Raw genomic sequence first — 15,147 nt, 5'->3', positions numbered from 1 at the left:
ATCCGTCGGGGCGGGCTTTTTTGCATGGGCCGTTCATGGAGCGGTCATTTTGGGGATTGGCGCATTTCCCGCGATTCGACGCGCTGCACCATAAAATGTCTTAAATAGTACGTTGATATATAGGGATATTTTATCCACGGCCAATTCCCGTGGGTTTACAGAGTCAACGCTGTTTATTTCACTTTTTTGACTAGTCTCGCCCTTGATCGGATGCGCCGGGCCTGTCTAATTTGCGCTTCGGGCCATCAATCGAATCATTCCGATGGTCATCAAACAGGCTGATTATGCGCAAGGAACTCGGGAAAGCGGGGGCTTTTTCCGGATAGGATTCTTGCGTCCTTTATTGGCCTGCGGGGCAGCATATATGATAGGGTCAGGGGTCATATGAAGGACGGGATGGCGATGGCGAGGCCTCAGACGGAATCGGGAGCGCAGGACGTTGCGTCGCTCGACGCCGCCTGGAGCGCTATTCGCACCGGCCTGCGCCGCGATATTGGTGCGCGCATGTTCGACCAGTGGCTCAAGCCCGTGGCGCTGGGCGATTATTGCCCTGATTCGCAGACGCTCGATCTCTATTTCGCTTCCGACTTCACCGCCAATTTCGTGTCCGGCCAGTTTGGCGACCGGCTGCGCATGGCCTGGCGCAGTGCCGCCGTGGGGGTCCGCGAGGTTCGCCTGCTTCGCGCGCCGGATGCGTCCGGGCCACGCCTGCTGGCGATCGCGGCGGCTCCCGTGGCGGCAGAAGATGCGCCGGTATCGGATACGCCGGTGTATGCCGCCAGCAATTTCCAGCCCCGGCATGATTTTGCGGGCTTCGTGACGGGGGAGAGCAATCGCCTCGCTTTGTCCGCGGCGCGGGCGATGGCGGGCAGGGCCGAGCCGCGTTTCAGCCCCCTGTTCATCCATGGTGGCACCGGCCAGGGCAAGACGCATCTGTTGCACGCGATCGCGGCCGCATTCTGCGCGGACATGCCGGGCGCGCCCGTGCTCTACATGTCGGCCGAGCGTTTCATGATGGAATTTGTGAACGCGATGCGGGCAAACGAGACAATGGCGTTCAAGGCGCGGCTGCGCGCCGCCCGGCTGCTGTTGATCGACGATATCCAGTTCATCGCCGGCAAAGGATCGACGCAGGAGGAATTTCTCCACACCATCAACGATCTCATCGATTCGGGCGCGCGCATCGTCATCACCGCCGATCGTGCGCCGCAATTGCTCGATGCGATCGACCCGCGCATTCTTTCGCGCCTCGCCGGTGGACTGGTCGCGGATATTCAGCCCGCCGCACTCGACCTCCGCCTCGCCATCCTCGAAGCCAAGCGCGCGATTGCGGGCGACCCGCCCGTGCCCGACGCGGTGATCGACTTCCTCGCGCGATCGATCCGGTCGAACGTGCGCGAACTGGAGGGGGCGTTCAACAAGCTGATCGCCTATGGCCAGCTGACCGGCCGGTCGATCGATCTCGAATTTGCGCAGGCGATGTTGGCCGACGCGGTGCGCGCCAATGCGCGCCGGGTCACGGTGGACGAAATCCAGAAGGTCTGCGCCGCCCATTTCAAGATCGACGCGTCGGAAATGCGCTCCAAGCGGCGCGCGCGGGCCGTCGCCCGTCCGCGTCAGGTGGCGATGTACCTCGCCAAGAAGATGACGCCGCGTTCGCTGCCCGAAATCGGCCGTATCTTCGGCGGGCGGGACCACAGCACGGTGATCCATGCGGTTCGCACGATCGAGGCGCTGCGCCAGACCAACCCCGACATCGACGCCGATGTCCGCGCGCTCCAGCGCCAGCTTGAGGGCTGAGGCGCCGCACGCATTATCAGACTGGCGCTGATCGCGGAGCGGGCTAGGCTTGGCCCTATGATTCGTGTCCTCTGCCTGTTCATCCTCGCTCTGCTGACGCCGGGTTTCGCCGTGGCGCAGACTCTTTCCCCAACGCCTGCCGCTCCGGCCGATGTGCGGGTCGCGCTGGAGACGAGCGCCGGGCGCATCGTCGTTGCCGTGCATGTGGGGCAGGCGCCCATCACGGGTGGCAATTTCCTGCGCTATGTCGATCAGAAGCGATTCGACGGCACGATCTTCTACCGCGCGTTCGGCACGCCGGATTATGGCTTCATCCAGGGCGGCACGAAAAACGATCCCAAGCGGGTGCGTCCGCCGATCACGCATGAACCCACGACCAGGACCGGCCTCACCCATGATGATGGCACCTTGTCGATGGCGCGCGATGTACCGGGCACGGCAAATGGGGATTTCTTCATCGTGCTCGGCAAGATGCCCAGCATGGATGCCGATCCGAAGGCTGCGGGCGATAATCAGGGCTATGCCGTGTTTGCCCATGTGGTCGAGGGCCTGGACGTGGTGAAGGCGATCGTCGCCGCCCCCCGATCGCCCACCGCCGGAGAAGGCGCCATGAAGGGGCAGATGCTGGAGCCGGCGGTGAAAATCGTCACCGCGCGCCGCCTGCCCTGACGAGAGCAAAAAGCCCGGCAATCATCAAATCGCCGGGCTTTCTACATTATCGCTAGGGAAGGCTGATCAGCCCTTGGTTTCAGGCGGGAGCGTGATCTTCACATTCTCGCCATTCTGCCCCGGAAAATTGGTGAACATCGCATCGATCAGGTTCGGCACCAGATAGGTCAGCTTGTTCGACAGCGATTGCGCGCTCGCCTTGCCTTCGAACAGGCGGCGATTGTCGGCGGCGCGATCGATCTTTAGCGACAGGTCGCTCGTGTAGACGGTGTAGCTCGTCACATCATTATAGCCGCCGCCAAAGCCCGGCCCGAACAGCCAGGGATCATAGAAGCCATAACCCCAGGGGCGGCCCCAGCGACCGCGAAAACCCCAGCCGCCATAGAAGAAGGGATCGGGCGAGGCGAAGCCAGTGCTGCGCACCTTTTCCCGCCCGGTATCGATATCATAGGCGACCCGCACGATCAGGTCGGCGCGCGCCGAATCGCTGGCGGCGACATAGCCGGTCTGCGCGAGCCGGGCTGCGACCAGATCGGCATAATGGGAAAATTCGAGACCGCCCGCGAGACGCGGATCATCCGCGACCACGGCAAAGCTTTGTCCCGCCGGTGCGGGCAGTTGCTGGAACCGGGCGACATCCGCCTTGAACGGCGTCGCGCAGCCCGACAGTGCCGCCAGCGCCAGAAAGGGTGCCGCGACCAGACCAATCTTGTTGAAACGGATCATTTTCCTGCGTCCTGTATCACGCTTGTGAACCACATATTCTTGCGCTCGGCGGTAGCAGAACGCAACTGAACATCGATTGAACGCGCGGAATACCCGCATGGCCGCAAACGACGCTCCCGATATAAGGACGGCGCGCGCCAGGACAATCCGTCAGGCTTTCAGCGCATCAGGCCCATGACGTCATAAGCGGCGCGCAGCGTTGGCTCGGCGGCGGCCGTCGCCTTTGCCGCGCCCTTTTCCAGAATCGCGTCAAGCGCCGCATCATCCGTGCGCAACGCCACGAAGCGCTCGCGGATCGGACGGAGCGTTTCGATCAGCAGTTCGCCCAGCGCCGGCTTGAAGGCGCCGAACCCTTTGCCCGCAAATTCCGCACAGACCGCGTCCGGGGTGCTGCCCGCCAGCACGGCATAGATGCCGACGAGATTGTTCGCTTCCGGCCGTCCGGCGAGGCCCTCCGCCGATTCGGGCAGCGGTTCGGGATCGGTCTTGGCCTTCTTCACCTTCTGCATGATGAGGTCGTCATCATCGGTCAGGTTGATGCGGCTCATGTCGCTGGGATCGGATTTCGACATTTTCGCGGTGCCGTCGCGCAGCGACATGATGCGCGCGCTCTCCTTGGGGATGATCGGTGCGGGCAGGGTGAACAGGTCGAGGCCGAAATCGGCGTTGAACTTCGTCGCGATATCGCGGGCCAGTTCCAGATGCTGTTTCTGGTCCTCGCCGACCGGCACATGGGTTGCGTTATAGGCGAGGATATCGGCCGCCTGAAGCACGGGATAGACGAACAGGCCGACCGACGCCCCTTCGCGGTCCTTGCCTGCCTTGTCTTTGAACTGAGTCATGCGGTTGAGCCAGCCGATCCGCGCGGTGCCGTTCAGCAGCCAGGCGAGTTCGGCATGGGCGGGCACGCGCGCCTGATTGAACAGGACCGAACGGTCGGGGTCGATCCCCGCGGCCACCAGCGCCGCGGCCATGTCGCGGACATTGCGGATGCGCTGTTCGCGCGACTCATGCACGGTGATCGAATGCATGTCCGCGAGGAAGAAGAAGCACTGCGACTGCGCGTCCATCTCATCCTGCATCCGCACCCAGTTGCGGATCGCGCCGAGATAATTGCCCAGGTGCAGATTGCCGGTCGGCTGGATGCCGGAAAGGACGCGCATGCTTGTGATCCGTTCTTCTATTTTGTGGCGGCTCGGCGGCGCAGCAGCGCTCTCAAGTCGGCGACCCGATAGGCGCCGGTCGCGAAACAGGCCAGCCCGTACATCGCGACGCCCGCGCCGACAAGAGCAGCGAGCGCCAGATAACGGTGCAGCATCGGCCCGGAAAGCCAGGGATAAAGCGGCCCGTCGAACAGGAACAGCGCGACCCCCATGACAACCGCGGCCAGCGCCAGTCGAGGCAGGCGGCGCTTCAACTGCGCGTCGGCGGCGAAATGGCCGCGCGCTACCAGCGTGCGATAGAGCATGGCGACATTGACGGTAGAGGACAGAGCGGTCGCGAGCGGCGGGCCGACATGGCCGAAGCCGAAGCGCCCGAGCAGGGGAATGAGCGCGATATTGCCGATGATGTTGATGAGGATCGACAGCATCGCGTAGCGCACCGGCGTCCGCGTATCGCCGCGCGCATAATAGCCGGGCGTCAGCACCTTGACGAGCACATAGGCGGGCAGGCCGATCGAAAAGGCCGACAGTGCCCAGCCGCAGCGGCGTGCATCCTCGACGGTGAAGCGGCCATATTGGAACAGGCCGCGCACGATCGGTTCGGCGACGACGATAAAGGCGATGGTGGCGGGCAGGGTCAAAAAAAGCGCCAGCTCGATTCCGCGATTCTGGGTTTCCATCGCCGCCTGTTCTTCCCCGCGCGAGAGCATGCGCGAGATGGTAGGCAGCAGGATGGTGCCAAGGCCGATGCCGATCAGTCCCAGCGGCAACTGGTTCAGCCGGTCGGCATAATAGATATAGGTGATCGATCCCGACGCCAGCAGCCAGCCGGATAGCGCCGTGGACACCAGCAGGTTGATCTGCGACGCGCCCGCGCCCGCCGCCGCCGGCAGGATCAGGCGGAGCAGATCGCGCACATCCTTGTCCATGCGCGGTCGCCGCAGCCGCATCGATACGCCCGCGCGACGGCAGGCAAGGATCAGCCAGATCAGTTGTAGCGCGCCGCCCACCGTGACGGAGATCGCCTGCACCCGCGCCGTCTCATATTCGTTCGCGCCGTGGAACAGCCACAGCCCGGCGATCATCGCGAGGTTCAGCAGGATCGGTGCGGCGGCGTTGACCCAGAATTTATCAAGCGAATTGAGAATGCCGCCCAGCAGCGAGGCAAGCGAGATCAGCGCCAGATAGGGCAGGGTGATCCGCGCCAGCATCACCGCGAAATCGAACTGCGCCGGGGTGGGATTCTGGCGAGAAAAGCCGCCCGACAGCGCCCAGGTGATCGGCCAGGCGGCGGCGATCAGCAGGATGGTGAAGCCGATCAGGACCGGCAGCAACACCGCCAGCGCGCGCTCGGCGAAATCATAGCCCGCCGGCAGACCGCCTTCGCCCGACGCCTTGCGATTGAACATCGGCACGAACGCCGCCGCGAACGCGCCCTCGGCGAACAGGGCGCGGAACATGTTGGGCAGGCGGAAGGCGACGCCGTTAAATGCGTCCGACGCGAAGCCCGCGCCGACATAGCGTGCTGCGAGCGAATCGCGCACCAGCGCCAGCACACGACTGGCGAGGGTAAGGCCGCCGACCGAGCCGAGGGCCTTGGCGAGTTTCACGAGATCATATTTCCGACCGTTCGCGCCGGACGAACCCGACGCTCGCCGCCGAGCGCAGGGCAGTGCGTCGGCTTCGCCTCAGCGATGCCCTTGCGCAAGCTCAGGGCGAACGGACGACAGGACATCGGTCGGTCAGGCGTTGCCGGCCGGCTCGCCCGCGGTCGCTTCCAGCTGCTGTGCCTGTTGCAGATAGAGCGCGCCGAAATCAATCGGATCAAGCAGCAGCGGCGGGAAGCCGCCATCGCGGATCGCATCGGCCAGCACGCGGCGCGCGAAGGGGAAGAGCAGGCGGGGCGCTTCGGCCAGCAGGAACGGCTGCATCTGGTCGTCGGGCACGTTGCGCATACCGAACAGCCCGGCATAGAGGAGTTCGACGGCAAAGGCGGTCCCTTCGGGCGCGGTCGCCTTGACCTCGATCTTGAGAGAGACCTCGACCACATCGTCCGCGACCTTTTCGGCGCCGATGTTGAACTGCACGTCGATCTGGGGCTGGTCCTGCCACTGATAGGCGGCCGGGGCGTTCGGATTTTCGAACGACAGGTCCTTCACATATTGGCTGATGAGCGCGATCTGCGGGGCCGTGTCTGCGCCATTGCCCTGCAAAATCGTCGACTGGATCGTATCGGCTTCGTCGGCCATCTTTTGTCCTTGCTAAGTCCCTGTCAGCGGTCGTCGTTGAACAGCCGCCGCTGTGACCCGCGCGCTTAGCAGGGGCGGATAAGCAGGGCAATGCCGCGCGGCGGCGCGCGCCTATTTGAATATGCGCCCAAACATGCCTATGTTGCCCGGATCAATCCTTCGAACAAAGGGTTTTGCCCCTCGTGTATGTGATCGTCATCCTCGCCATGATTGCCGGTTTTCTGGCGCTGCGGCTTTATTCGGTGCTGGGCAAACGGACCGGACACGAACAGGAGCCGGCGCCCCGGCCAGCGGAGGAACGCGCCCGCGTGACGCTGGTCCAGCCGCGTGCGGCCACCGACGGGGCCGCCGATTCGGTACGGCTCGCCGATGGCCTGATCGCGCCGGGCGGCGAAGCCGGTGTGCGCGCGCTGATCGCGTCCGATCGCCAGTTCGACGTGCCCCAGTTTATCGAGGGTGCGAAATCGGCCTATCGCATGGTGCTTGAAGCCTTCTGGCGCGGCGACCGGGAGGAGTTGGCCTGGCTGTGTGACGAGGATGTACGCGCGTCCTTCGATGAAGCGATCGCCGCGCGTGAAGCGCAGGGCGAAGTGCTCGACAATCGACTGGTGCGAATTGAAAAGGTGCAGATCATCAGCGCGGGGCTTCATGGCCGCGTCGCCGAAGTGACGTTGCGTTTCGAAGCCGACATTGCCGCGATCACGCGCGATCGCGACGGCAATGTCATTGCCGGGTCGATGACGGACGCGGTCGGCACCAACGACATCTGGACTTTCACGCGCGACATCGGCAGCGCGGACCCCAATTGGAAGCTCAGCGAAACCGACGAGATGGCATGAGCCAGCGTCAGTCGGGCGCGGCGCTGCTGGCCGCGTTGCTGCTCTCCGCCTGTGCGGGCGGAGTCATTCCCCCCTCGGGCGCAGGACCTGCACCGCAACGGCCAGCCCCCGCCAGCGACCGCACCGACGAGGTCGCGACGAGGCCTGTGCCCGCGACGCCGCGACCCGCCTTGCCGCCAGCACTCCCTTTCGATCAGGCGACCGACAGCGGGACCGCTGCGGGTGCGGGGCTGACGCGCGGCCCGGATATCGCCAGCCTTGTGCCGCCCGGCGAACGGTCGCGCAGGGCGTTGCAGGCGTTTCGCCTGTCCTGCCCCGGCCTGATGAAGCGATCAGACGCCAGCGGTCTGACGCGCGGGGCAGATTGGAACAACGCCTGCGCCGCTGCATCAAGTTGGCCCGAAGCGAGCGCCAACGAGTTTTTCGCCCGCTATTTCGAAGCGGTGCAGGTCGGCAACGGCGCGGCCTTCGTCACCGGCTATTATGAGCCGGAGATCGCAGGCGCACGGTCGCGGCAAGCGGGATATGATGTGCCGGTCTATCGCCGCCCGCCTGAACTGGTGGACGTCAATCTCGGCCTGTTCAGCGACAGTCTGAAGGGCAAGACGATCCGGGGCAAGGTGGACGGCAGCAATTTCGTGCCGTTCGACGACCGTGGGCAGATCGTTGCGGGATCGCTGGCAGGGCGCGGTCTTGAACTCGCCTGGGCGGCCGATCCGGTCGAATTCTTCTTCCTCCAGGTGCAGGGGAGCGGCCGGCTGCTGCTGCCCGACGGCGGCGTCATGCGCATCGGCTATGATGGGCAGAACGGGCGCGATTATAGCGGCATCGGCAAGCTGATGAAGGATCGCGGCCTCATCCAGACCGGATCGATGCAGGATATCATGCAATATCTGCGCGCCCACCCGGTCGAGGGGGCGGCGATCATGAACGAGAATAAGAGCTTCGTGTTTTTCCGCGAATTGACCGGCAGTGGGCCGGTCGGCGCGATGGGCGCGCCGGTGACGGCGGAGGCGACGGTGGCGGCGGACCCCAAATATGTGCCGCTTGGCGCGCCCGTGCTGCTCTCGCTGGACCGCGCCGAGCCGAACGGCATCTGGATCGCGCAGGATACGGGCGGCGCGATCAAGGGCGCGAACCGTTTCGACAGTTTCTGGGGCGCGGGCGCGCGGGCGCGCGGCATAGCGGGCGGCATGTCGGCGCGGGGCAGCGCTCTCATCCTGTTGCCGATCGGCACCTATGCCCGTCTTGGCACGCCATGAACCGCGATGGCGCGCCGATCCCTTTCCCCTGACGAAGAGACGCTCTGGACGGCGCTGACCCGATCGATCCGGCCGCTGCGCGCCCCAATGGAGCGCCTGAAAGTCGAGCGACCTGCGCCCCCACCAGCGTTTCCGGCGCCCGCGCGCAAAGGGTTAATGCCCCCTTCTTTCCGGGCCGTTGTTGCCTCGCCGGTCGCCGCTCCGGCGGCGGTTCTCGACTCAGCCTGGGAAAAGCGGATTCGCGGCGGGTCGCTGGCCCCCGAAATGACGATCGACCTGCATGGGCACAGCCTTGCGGCGGCGCACGCCCGGCTCAATCAGGCGCTGTCGGCGGCGATTTCCCGCGATGTGCGCGTCATCCTGGTGGTCACCGGCAAGCCGCCAAAAATGGGTGGTGTGGGGGACAGCACCCGACGCGGGGCGATCCGTGCGGAAATCGGTCAGTGGCTGGCGACCAGTTCCTACGCCACCAGCGTCGCCAGCGTTCGCATCGCGCATAGACGTCATGGCGGCGAAGGCGCGCTCTACATAATATTGCGGCGCAAAAAATAATATAAATCCCGTGTTTCCACTGACTTTTTCTTAACCAGTCTCCTTCATATCCAGTCGTTCGACAGGTCGGTGTTCGGCCGCGAGCGGGCAGGAGGCACATGCAGGGCGTGACACTGAAAAGCCGCGCCGCTGCCTTTGCTTGCAGCGCGGGGGCGCTGGTCTTCATTCTCTCGCTCGTGCTTGGTCAGGGGCAGGGCGACGATATCGTCGCCATCGGCCGCTCGCTCATCATCGCGATATTGTGCGGCGTCATGAGCTGGGGATCGGCCCAGCGCACGATCGCGACGACCGCCGCCGCGATCGACGCTGCGACCGAAAGACTGGTAGCGGCCGCCCATGGCGACCTCCAGTCGCGCGTGCCGAGCGGCATCGGTCTGGAACTGCCCGAACTGGCGGTTGCGATGGAAAGCCTGCTCAGTCAGGTGCGCACCAATCTGGATCATGTGCAGACGCTGGCGCTGTTCGATCAGGTGACGGGCCTTGCCAATCGTGCGAGCTTTTGCCGGCAGGTCGAACGCCATCTTACCGAACGCACCGACGCGGGCATGGCGGCGCTGCTCTTCATCGATCTCGACGGATTCAAGAGCGTCAACGATACGCTGGGCCATGCAGCCGGGGACCAGTTGCTCGCGCGCGTGGCCGGGCGATTGCGCGAAGTGGCGATGGCGCAGGCGAGCGCGGGCGTAGGCGATGCGGTGATCGGGCGGCTGGCCGGCGACGAATTTACGATGTTCTTTCCGAGCCTGCCCGGTCCGGACGCGGCGCAGCGGATCGCGCGCGCGATCCAGTTCGCGCTGAGCGAACGGTTCGATCTGGGCAGCCAGCATGTCGACCTGGGCGCATCGATCGGCATCGCCTGCTATCCCGACCATGGCGAGAGCCTGTCCGCGCTGCTGCGGTCGGCGGACATCGCCATGTATCATGCCAAGCATGAAGGGCGCGGGCGGGCCGAGATGTTCACCGCCGAACTGGCGCTGGAAGCCTCCGACCGCGCCGAGCTGGAGCAGGACCTGTTGCGCGCGCTGGAGCGCGAGGAGTTCCTGCTAGAATTCCAGCCGCAGATCGACATCGTCACCGGCCGCGCCGTGACCGCCGAGGCGCTGGTGCGCTGGGCGCATCCCGAGCGCGACATCGTGCTGCCTGGTTTTTTCGTGCCGGTAGCGGAAGAAAGCGGGACCATCGTCGCGCTGGGCGACTGGGTGATGGGCCGGGTCTGCGAAACGGCGGCGCGCTGGGCGGCGCAAGGCATTCAGCAGCGGATTGCCATCAATATTTCGACGCGGGAACTGGCGCAGGCGGATTTCTTCCTGCGCTTGCGGCACGCCATGAGCGTCCACCAGACGCCGCCGTCGATGCTGGAGCTGGAGATTACCGAATCGCTGGCCATGGAGATGGAAGCGCGCATCCTCGACCAGTTGAGCGCGTTGCGGCGGGACGGGGTGCGAATCGCGATCGACGATTTCGGCACTGGCTATTCCAACCTTGCCCGGTTGAAGGAACTGCCGGTCGACCGGGTGAAGATCGACCGCAGCCTGGTGCGCGACATTGTGACATCGGCCGAGGCGCGCACGATATGCAGCGCGGTCGTCGGCCTCATCCAGGGGCTGGGCATGGAAGTGGTGGTCGAGGGTATCGAGACGAAAGCGCAGATGGAGATGCTGCGCGTGATCGGCTGCACCTTGTTTCAGGGCTATCACCTCGCGCGTCCGACACGCGAAGCGGATTATCTCGGTCGTTTTGCGGCGACGCTGATCGAGGCTGAGCGCCGCTCGGTGTGAGAGGTCGCTCTCTCGCGCATTTCCAAACGGTCTCCGATCAGGGATTCAGGGCGCGACGGATGATGAGACCGTAAATCCGTGCAAGGTTGCGCAGATCGTCCAGCGCCACCGCTTCGTCCAGCTTGTGCATCGTCGCATTGTTAAGGCCGAATTCGACCACCGGGCACAGACGCGAGAGAAACCGCGCGTCGGATGTGCCGCCGGTCGTCGATAGTTCCGCCTCGATCCCGGTCACGTCGAGGATCGCGCCCGCGACCAGCGCCGACAAGGCGCCCGGTTCCGTCAAAAAGGGTTCGCCGCTGATCTTCGCCTCGACCGTGCCACCTTCCGTGGCGGCGATCGCGGTAATCCGTTCGATCAGCGAATTGCCGCTGTGCCGGTCGTTGAAGCGGATCGAAATGCGTGCGGTCGCCGCGCCCGGAATGATGTTGTGCGCCGGATTGCCGACCTCCAGATCGGTGATCTCGATATTGCTGGGCTGGAACCAGTTCGTGCCCTCGTCCAGCACCTCCGCCTCGATCGTGGAGAGGATGCGGACAAGGCGCGGGATCGGATTGTCGGCGAGGTGCGGATAGGCGACATGGCCCTGGCTGCCCGCGACCCGCACCCACATGTTGACCGAGCCGCGCCGGCCGATCTTGACGACATCGCCCAGCCGCACCGAAGAGGTGGGTTCGCCGACGAGGCACAGGTCCGGGCGCAGTTCGCGCGCCGCCATCCGTTCCATCAGCGCCAACGTGCCATAGGTCGCCGGCCCTTCCTCATCGCCGGTGATGATGAGGCTGATAGTTCCGGGCAGATCGGCGGGCAGGTCCGCCAGTGCGGCGACGAAGGCGGCGATCGCGCCCTTCATATCGACCGCGCCGCGCCCGTAGAGCAGGTCGCCCCTGATCTGCGGGCTGAACGGATCGGCGGTCCAGCCCGGCCCCGGCGGCACGACGTCGAGATGTCCGGCAAAGGCGAAATGCGGCCCTGCCCCGGTCATGCGCCAGGCGAGCAGATTTTCGACCGGCCCATCGGGCGCTTCCCCTGTCACGAAACGATCGACGGTGAAGCCGAGCGGCGACAGCATCGTTTCGAGCGCGTCGAACACCGCGCCGCGCGCGGGGGTGACGGACGGGCAGGCGATCAGGCGTTCGGCAAGGGCCACCGGGTCGGCGCTGGTGCTGTTCATGCTCATAGGGTCGCGTTAGCGAATGGGATCAGGCTTGGCCAGCAGCTGGAAAGGGAAGAGGATGCCCAAGGTCGATCTTGCGACGATTCCGCAGACCCGCAATACCGGCTATCCGGCCGAATATGCGGCGGCGGTGCGCGGCCGCTGGGTCCGTCGCCTTGGCCCGGTATTGGAGCTGTCCGACTTCGGCGTCAGCCATGTGGTGCTCAAGCCCGGCGCCTGCTCGTCCCAACGCCACTGGCATGAGGAAGAGGATGAATATGTCGTGATGCTGGCGGGGGAAGCGACGCTGGTCGAAGAGGAGGGGCGGGCACCGATGCGCGTTGGCGACATGGCGGTTTTTCCCAAAAACAGGCCCAGCGGCCATCAACTGGTGAATGAAAGCGATAGCGACTGCGCGTTTCTGGCGTTTGGCCGGCCGCCGACGGGCCATTGCCATTATCCCGACATCGATATGGATTATGCGGCTGGCGTTTACAGGCGGAAGGATGGCAGCCCGTTTTAAGCCTCTATGGCGTTCCCGTCGGAGATTTGGCGGATGGGCCGTCCAGCGCGGCGACGGTGCCGTTCCCCTCGAGTTCGCCTGCCATCGAGGCTGCGACCTTCTCGGCGGTGGCCATGACGCGCAGGATATTTTCGCCCGCCAGCTTGGCGATGTTGGCGTCGCTCCAGCCGCGGCGCATCAGTTCGGCGAGCAGGGCGGGGTAGGTATCGACGCCGCCCAGCCCCTCGGGCATGCGGCCCACGCCGTCGAAATCGCTGCCGATGCCGACATGGTCGACGCCGGCCACTTTCGCGATATGGTCGATATGATCGGCGACCTGGCCTAGCGTCGCGACCGGCTCGGGATTGGCCTTCTCCCACAGTTCCAGTGCGACTTTTGCGGCTACAGGGTCGCCGATATGCAGTCCGCCGAAGGGCGGTGCATTGTTGCGCGCGATCTCCGCGCTGCGGGCCGCGCCCCAGACGCGGCGGGCTTCCGAAATATATTGCGGGGCATAGTTCACCATCACCACGCCGCCATTGGCCGCGACCTGACGCAGCACCGCGTCGGAGACATTGCGCGGCGACTCGCATAGCGCGCGAGCGCTGGAATGGGAGAAGATGACCGGCGCTTTCGTGACGCGCAGCGCGTCGACCATCACCTGTTCGCTGACATGGCTGAGATCGACCAGCATGCCCAGACGATTAAGTTCATGCACCACCGCTTCGCCGAACGGGGTCAGGCCGTCATGGCGGGGATCGTCGGTGGCGCTGTCGGCCCAGGCGAGCGTGCGACTGTGGGTCAGCGTCAGATAGCCCGCGCCCAATTGCCGGTAGGCGCGCAGGATCGCGAGGCTCTCGTCGATCTGGCCGCCGCCCTCGACCCCTATCATCGATGCGATCCGGCCCGCCTGGTGCGCGGCGCGGACCTGCGCCGCCGTGGTCGCGAGCGTGAATATCTGCGGATAGCGGCGGGCGAAGCCGTGGACCAGTTCGATCTGTTCGATCGTATCCCTGACCTGTTGCAACGGCGGCAGGTCGGCGGATACCCAGACCGACCAGAATTGCCCGCCTACTTTCCCTGCGCGCAGGCGAGCGATGTCCGTCTGGTAATCCTTTGCGTCCAGCCGGTCGAGCGAGATGGTCCAGCGTGCCGCCTTCGCCTTTTCGGCGAGCGCCTCGGCCCAGTCATTATGCCCGTCAATGAGCGGCGTGCGGGCGAGCAGTCTTTCGATCCGCGCTGTTTCGGTGGCAGGCGCAGCCTGAACTGGCGATGCCAGCGCGGCGATCAGCAAGGGCAGCAGGGCGCATATCTTCATGGGAGGGAGCCTAAAGCGGGCCGACCTCAAGTCAATCGTGTCGCCAATGCCCGCACGGGCTTTTCTCGTGCGCCTGCTCTGCTAGACCCAATGCGATGATCGACCCCGTTTTGCTGTTGCAGGCCTATTCCATCGGCGTGTTCCCGATGTCCGACGATCGCGACGCCACGGACATTTATTGGGTGGAGCCGAAACGGCGCGCGATCCTGCCGCTGGACGGCTTTCACCTGTCGCATTCGCTGGCGAAGGTGATCCGCAGGGAGCGGTTCCGCGTCACGGCCAATCGCGATTTCGCCGGGCTGGTGGCGCTGTGCGCGCAAGCCGCGCCGGATCGGCCATCGACCTGGATCAACGATGCGATCGAGCGCGCCTATCGCCATTTGCACGAGATCGGCTTTGCCCATTCGATCGAATGTTGGGACGGCGAGGAACTGGTCGGCGGTCTCTATGGCGTGGCGCTCGGCCGGGCCTTTTTCGGCGAGAGCATGGTGTCGCGCCGCACCGATGCGTCGAAGGTTGCGCTGGCATGGCTGGCGGCGCGGTTGCGGGCGGGCGGCTTTACCCTGCTCGACTGCCAGTTCATGACCGATCATCTCCACTCGCTCGGCGCGGTGGAGATCAGCCAGAAAGATTATCTGGCGTTGCTCGGGCCGGCGGTAGCGGGCGTGCCGCTCGGCGCCGGACTCGCTGGATTGGCGGGCGGCTCGGGCGAGGCGGCCTCGCTCGCATTCGCGCCGCTGACGGGCGATGGCGCGGATTTGCCGCCGCCTTCGCCCTTGTCACCCAGTTTGACCGTATCCGGGCCGGTTTCGGGCCACTCCATCGTGCAGCTTTTGACCCAGACGTCATAGATCGGGTGCTGGACGACATTGCGGTCGGGGCGGTCGCGGAACAGCCAGCCGGAAAAATTGCGCCGCCATTTGCCGTCGGCGCTGCTGCGCACATCGAGCTGTACGAACGCGCCTACATCCTGAATATTTTCCCACGGCGCGGTGGTCTCGCACGCCTGAAGGCGGACGATGGCGTCGCCAGCGCGCAGCGCCTCGCCGGGCTTCATGGTGAGGCTCTGGGTAATGCCGTTGCGTTTGTTCAGCAGGCCGATCACCGCTACCCGTTCCGCCATGGGCGTGCCG

14 protein-coding genes and 1 pseudogene are annotated in these 15,147 nt (G+C 65.0%); 8 read left to right on the top strand and 7 right to left on the bottom strand.

The features are described 5' to 3' along the window. Positions 1 to 402 precede the first annotated feature (402 nt). Together dnaA and ACODSN_RS01835 are read left to right on the top strand one after the other, a co-directional pair. Positions 403 to 1,800 carry a chromosomal replication initiator protein DnaA gene (gene dnaA / locus ACODSN_RS01840; RefSeq protein ID WP_489052706.1) on the top strand — a complete coding sequence of 466 codons (1,398 nt, stop codon included), beginning with the start codon at positions 403 to 405 and terminating at the stop codon, positions 1,798 to 1,800. Positions 1,801 to 1,857: 57 nt separating this feature from the next. Then, the gene (locus tag ACODSN_RS01835) at positions 1,858 to 2,469 is read left to right on the top strand and encodes a peptidylprolyl isomerase (RefSeq protein WP_489052704.1); all 612 of its coding nucleotides are present in this window, start codon (positions 1,858 to 1,860) and stop codon (positions 2,467 to 2,469) included. Positions 2,470 to 2,535: 66 nt separating this feature from the next. Here the strand turns inward: ACODSN_RS01835 and ACODSN_RS01830 are convergent, their stop codons facing one another. The 4 genes from ACODSN_RS01830 to secB all read right to left on the bottom strand — a co-directional run bounded on the left by ACODSN_RS01830 (position 2,536) and on the right by secB (position 6,607). Next, a complete protein-coding gene (locus tag ACODSN_RS01830; protein WP_489052703.1) occupies positions 2,536 to 3,195 on the bottom strand; it encodes a DUF4136 domain-containing protein in 660 nt (219 codons plus the stop codon). A gap of 158 nt (positions 3,196 to 3,353) precedes the next feature. After that, positions 3,354 to 4,358: a tryptophan--tRNA ligase gene (trpS, locus tag ACODSN_RS01825; RefSeq protein ID WP_489052701.1), complete on the bottom strand. Its 1,005-nt coding sequence runs from the start codon at positions 4,356 to 4,358 to the stop codon at positions 3,354 to 3,356. 17 nt (positions 4,359 to 4,375) lie between these two features. After that, entirely contained in the window at positions 4,376 to 5,968 is a 1,593-nt protein-coding gene (gene murJ, locus ACODSN_RS01820) for a murein biosynthesis integral membrane protein MurJ (protein WP_489052700.1), read from the bottom strand. 132 nt (positions 5,969 to 6,100) lie between these two features. Continuing rightward, positions 6,101 to 6,607 (bottom strand): protein-export chaperone SecB, encoded by a 507-nt coding sequence (secB, locus tag ACODSN_RS01815; protein WP_489052698.1) that lies wholly within the window; start codon positions 6,605 to 6,607, stop codon positions 6,101 to 6,103. 182 nt (positions 6,608 to 6,789) lie between these two features. Between secB and ACODSN_RS01810 the strand changes: the two genes are divergently transcribed. The 4 genes from ACODSN_RS01810 to ACODSN_RS01795 all read left to right on the top strand — a co-directional run bounded on the left by ACODSN_RS01810 (position 6,790) and on the right by ACODSN_RS01795 (position 11,038). Further along, positions 6,790 to 7,446, top strand: a complete 657-nt coding sequence (locus ACODSN_RS01810; RefSeq protein ID WP_489052696.1) for a Tim44/TimA family putative adaptor protein — start codon at positions 6,790 to 6,792, stop codon at positions 7,444 to 7,446. Further along, complete coding sequence (mltA, locus tag ACODSN_RS01805; RefSeq protein ID WP_489052694.1) at positions 7,443 to 8,708, top strand: murein transglycosylase A; 1,266 nt, start codon at positions 7,443 to 7,445, stop codon at positions 8,706 to 8,708. Before ACODSN_RS01810 ends, mltA begins: the two co-directional genes overlap by 4 nt. Positions 8,709 to 8,714: 6 nt before the next feature. After that, positions 8,715 to 9,260, top strand: a complete 546-nt coding sequence (locus tag ACODSN_RS01800) for a Smr/MutS family protein (RefSeq protein ID WP_489052692.1) — start codon at positions 8,715 to 8,717, stop codon at positions 9,258 to 9,260. A gap of 98 nt (positions 9,261 to 9,358) precedes the next feature. Further along, entirely contained in the window at positions 9,359 to 11,038 is a 1,680-nt protein-coding gene (locus tag ACODSN_RS01795) for a putative bifunctional diguanylate cyclase/phosphodiesterase (protein WP_489052690.1), read from the top strand. A gap of 37 nt (positions 11,039 to 11,075) precedes the next feature. Here ACODSN_RS01795 and dapE read toward each other — a convergent pair whose 3' ends face one another. Next, a complete protein-coding gene (gene dapE / locus ACODSN_RS01790; RefSeq protein WP_489052688.1) occupies positions 11,076 to 12,218 on the bottom strand; it encodes a succinyl-diaminopimelate desuccinylase in 1,143 nt (380 codons plus the stop codon). A gap of 55 nt (positions 12,219 to 12,273) precedes the next feature. Here dapE and ACODSN_RS01785 point away from each other — a divergent pair, with 55 nt between their 5' ends. Next, positions 12,274 to 12,717 (top strand): cupin domain-containing protein, encoded by a 444-nt coding sequence (locus ACODSN_RS01785; protein WP_489052686.1) that lies wholly within the window; start codon positions 12,274 to 12,276, stop codon positions 12,715 to 12,717. Positions 12,718 to 12,721: 4 nt separating this feature from the next. On the opposite strand, the gene ACODSN_RS01780 is transcribed toward ACODSN_RS01785, so the two are convergent. Beyond that, complete coding sequence (locus ACODSN_RS01780) at positions 12,722 to 14,014, bottom strand: dipeptidase (RefSeq protein ID WP_489052684.1); 1,293 nt, start codon at positions 14,012 to 14,014, stop codon at positions 12,722 to 12,724. A 95-nt stretch (positions 14,015 to 14,109) separates the two neighbouring features. On the opposite strand from ACODSN_RS01780, the gene aat reads away from it, so the two are divergent. Beyond that, entirely contained in the window at positions 14,110 to 14,865 is a 756-nt protein-coding gene (gene aat, locus ACODSN_RS01775; RefSeq protein WP_489052682.1) for a leucyl/phenylalanyl-tRNA--protein transferase, read from the top strand. Positions 14,866 to 14,900: 35 nt separating this feature from the next. On the opposite strand, the pseudogene ACODSN_RS01770 reads toward aat, so the two are convergent. Continuing rightward, positions 14,901 to 15,071, bottom strand: a pseudogene (locus tag ACODSN_RS01770) (DUF2155 domain-containing protein); the annotation flags it as partial. Positions 15,072 to 15,147: the final 76 nt, after the last annotated feature.

The sequence above is a fragment of the Sphingobium sp. FG11 genome (assembly GCF_057809915.1).
The sequence above is the reverse complement of the archived record's forward strand: the minus strand, read 5'-3'. Positions and strand labels throughout refer to the sequence as shown.

Bases quoted from the DNA above. Each gene is read 5' to 3' on its own strand.
- dnaA (WP_489052706.1), top strand. From the start codon at position 403: ATGGCGAGGCCTCAGACGGAATCGGGAGCGCAGGACGTTGCGTCGCTC.
- ACODSN_RS01835 (WP_489052704.1), top strand. From the start codon at position 1,858: ATGATTCGTGTCCTCTGCCTGTTCATCCTCGCTCTGCTGACGCCGGGT.
- ACODSN_RS01830 (WP_489052703.1), bottom strand. From the start codon at position 3,195: ATGATCCGTTTCAACAAGATTGGTCTGGTCGCGGCACCCTTTCTGGCG.
- trpS (WP_489052701.1), bottom strand. From the start codon at position 4,358: ATGCGCGTCCTTTCCGGCATCCAGCCGACCGGCAATCTGCACCTGGGC.
- secB (WP_489052698.1), bottom strand. From the start codon at position 6,607: ATGGCCGACGAAGCCGATACGATCCAGTCGACGATTTTGCAGGGCAAT.
- mltA (WP_489052694.1), top strand. From the start codon at position 7,443: ATGAGCCAGCGTCAGTCGGGCGCGGCGCTGCTGGCCGCGTTGCTGCTC.
- ACODSN_RS01800 (WP_489052692.1), top strand. From the start codon at position 8,715: ATGGCGCGCCGATCCCTTTCCCCTGACGAAGAGACGCTCTGGACGGCG.
- ACODSN_RS01795 (WP_489052690.1), top strand. From the start codon at position 9,359: ATGCAGGGCGTGACACTGAAAAGCCGCGCCGCTGCCTTTGCTTGCAGC.
- dapE (WP_489052688.1), bottom strand. From the start codon at position 12,218: ATGAGCATGAACAGCACCAGCGCCGACCCGGTGGCCCTTGCCGAACGC.
- ACODSN_RS01785 (WP_489052686.1), top strand. From the start codon at position 12,274: ATGCCCAAGGTCGATCTTGCGACGATTCCGCAGACCCGCAATACCGGC.
- ACODSN_RS01780 (WP_489052684.1), bottom strand. From the start codon at position 14,014: ATGAAGATATGCGCCCTGCTGCCCTTGCTGATCGCCGCGCTGGCATCG.
- aat (WP_489052682.1), top strand. From the start codon at position 14,110: ATGATCGACCCCGTTTTGCTGTTGCAGGCCTATTCCATCGGCGTGTTC.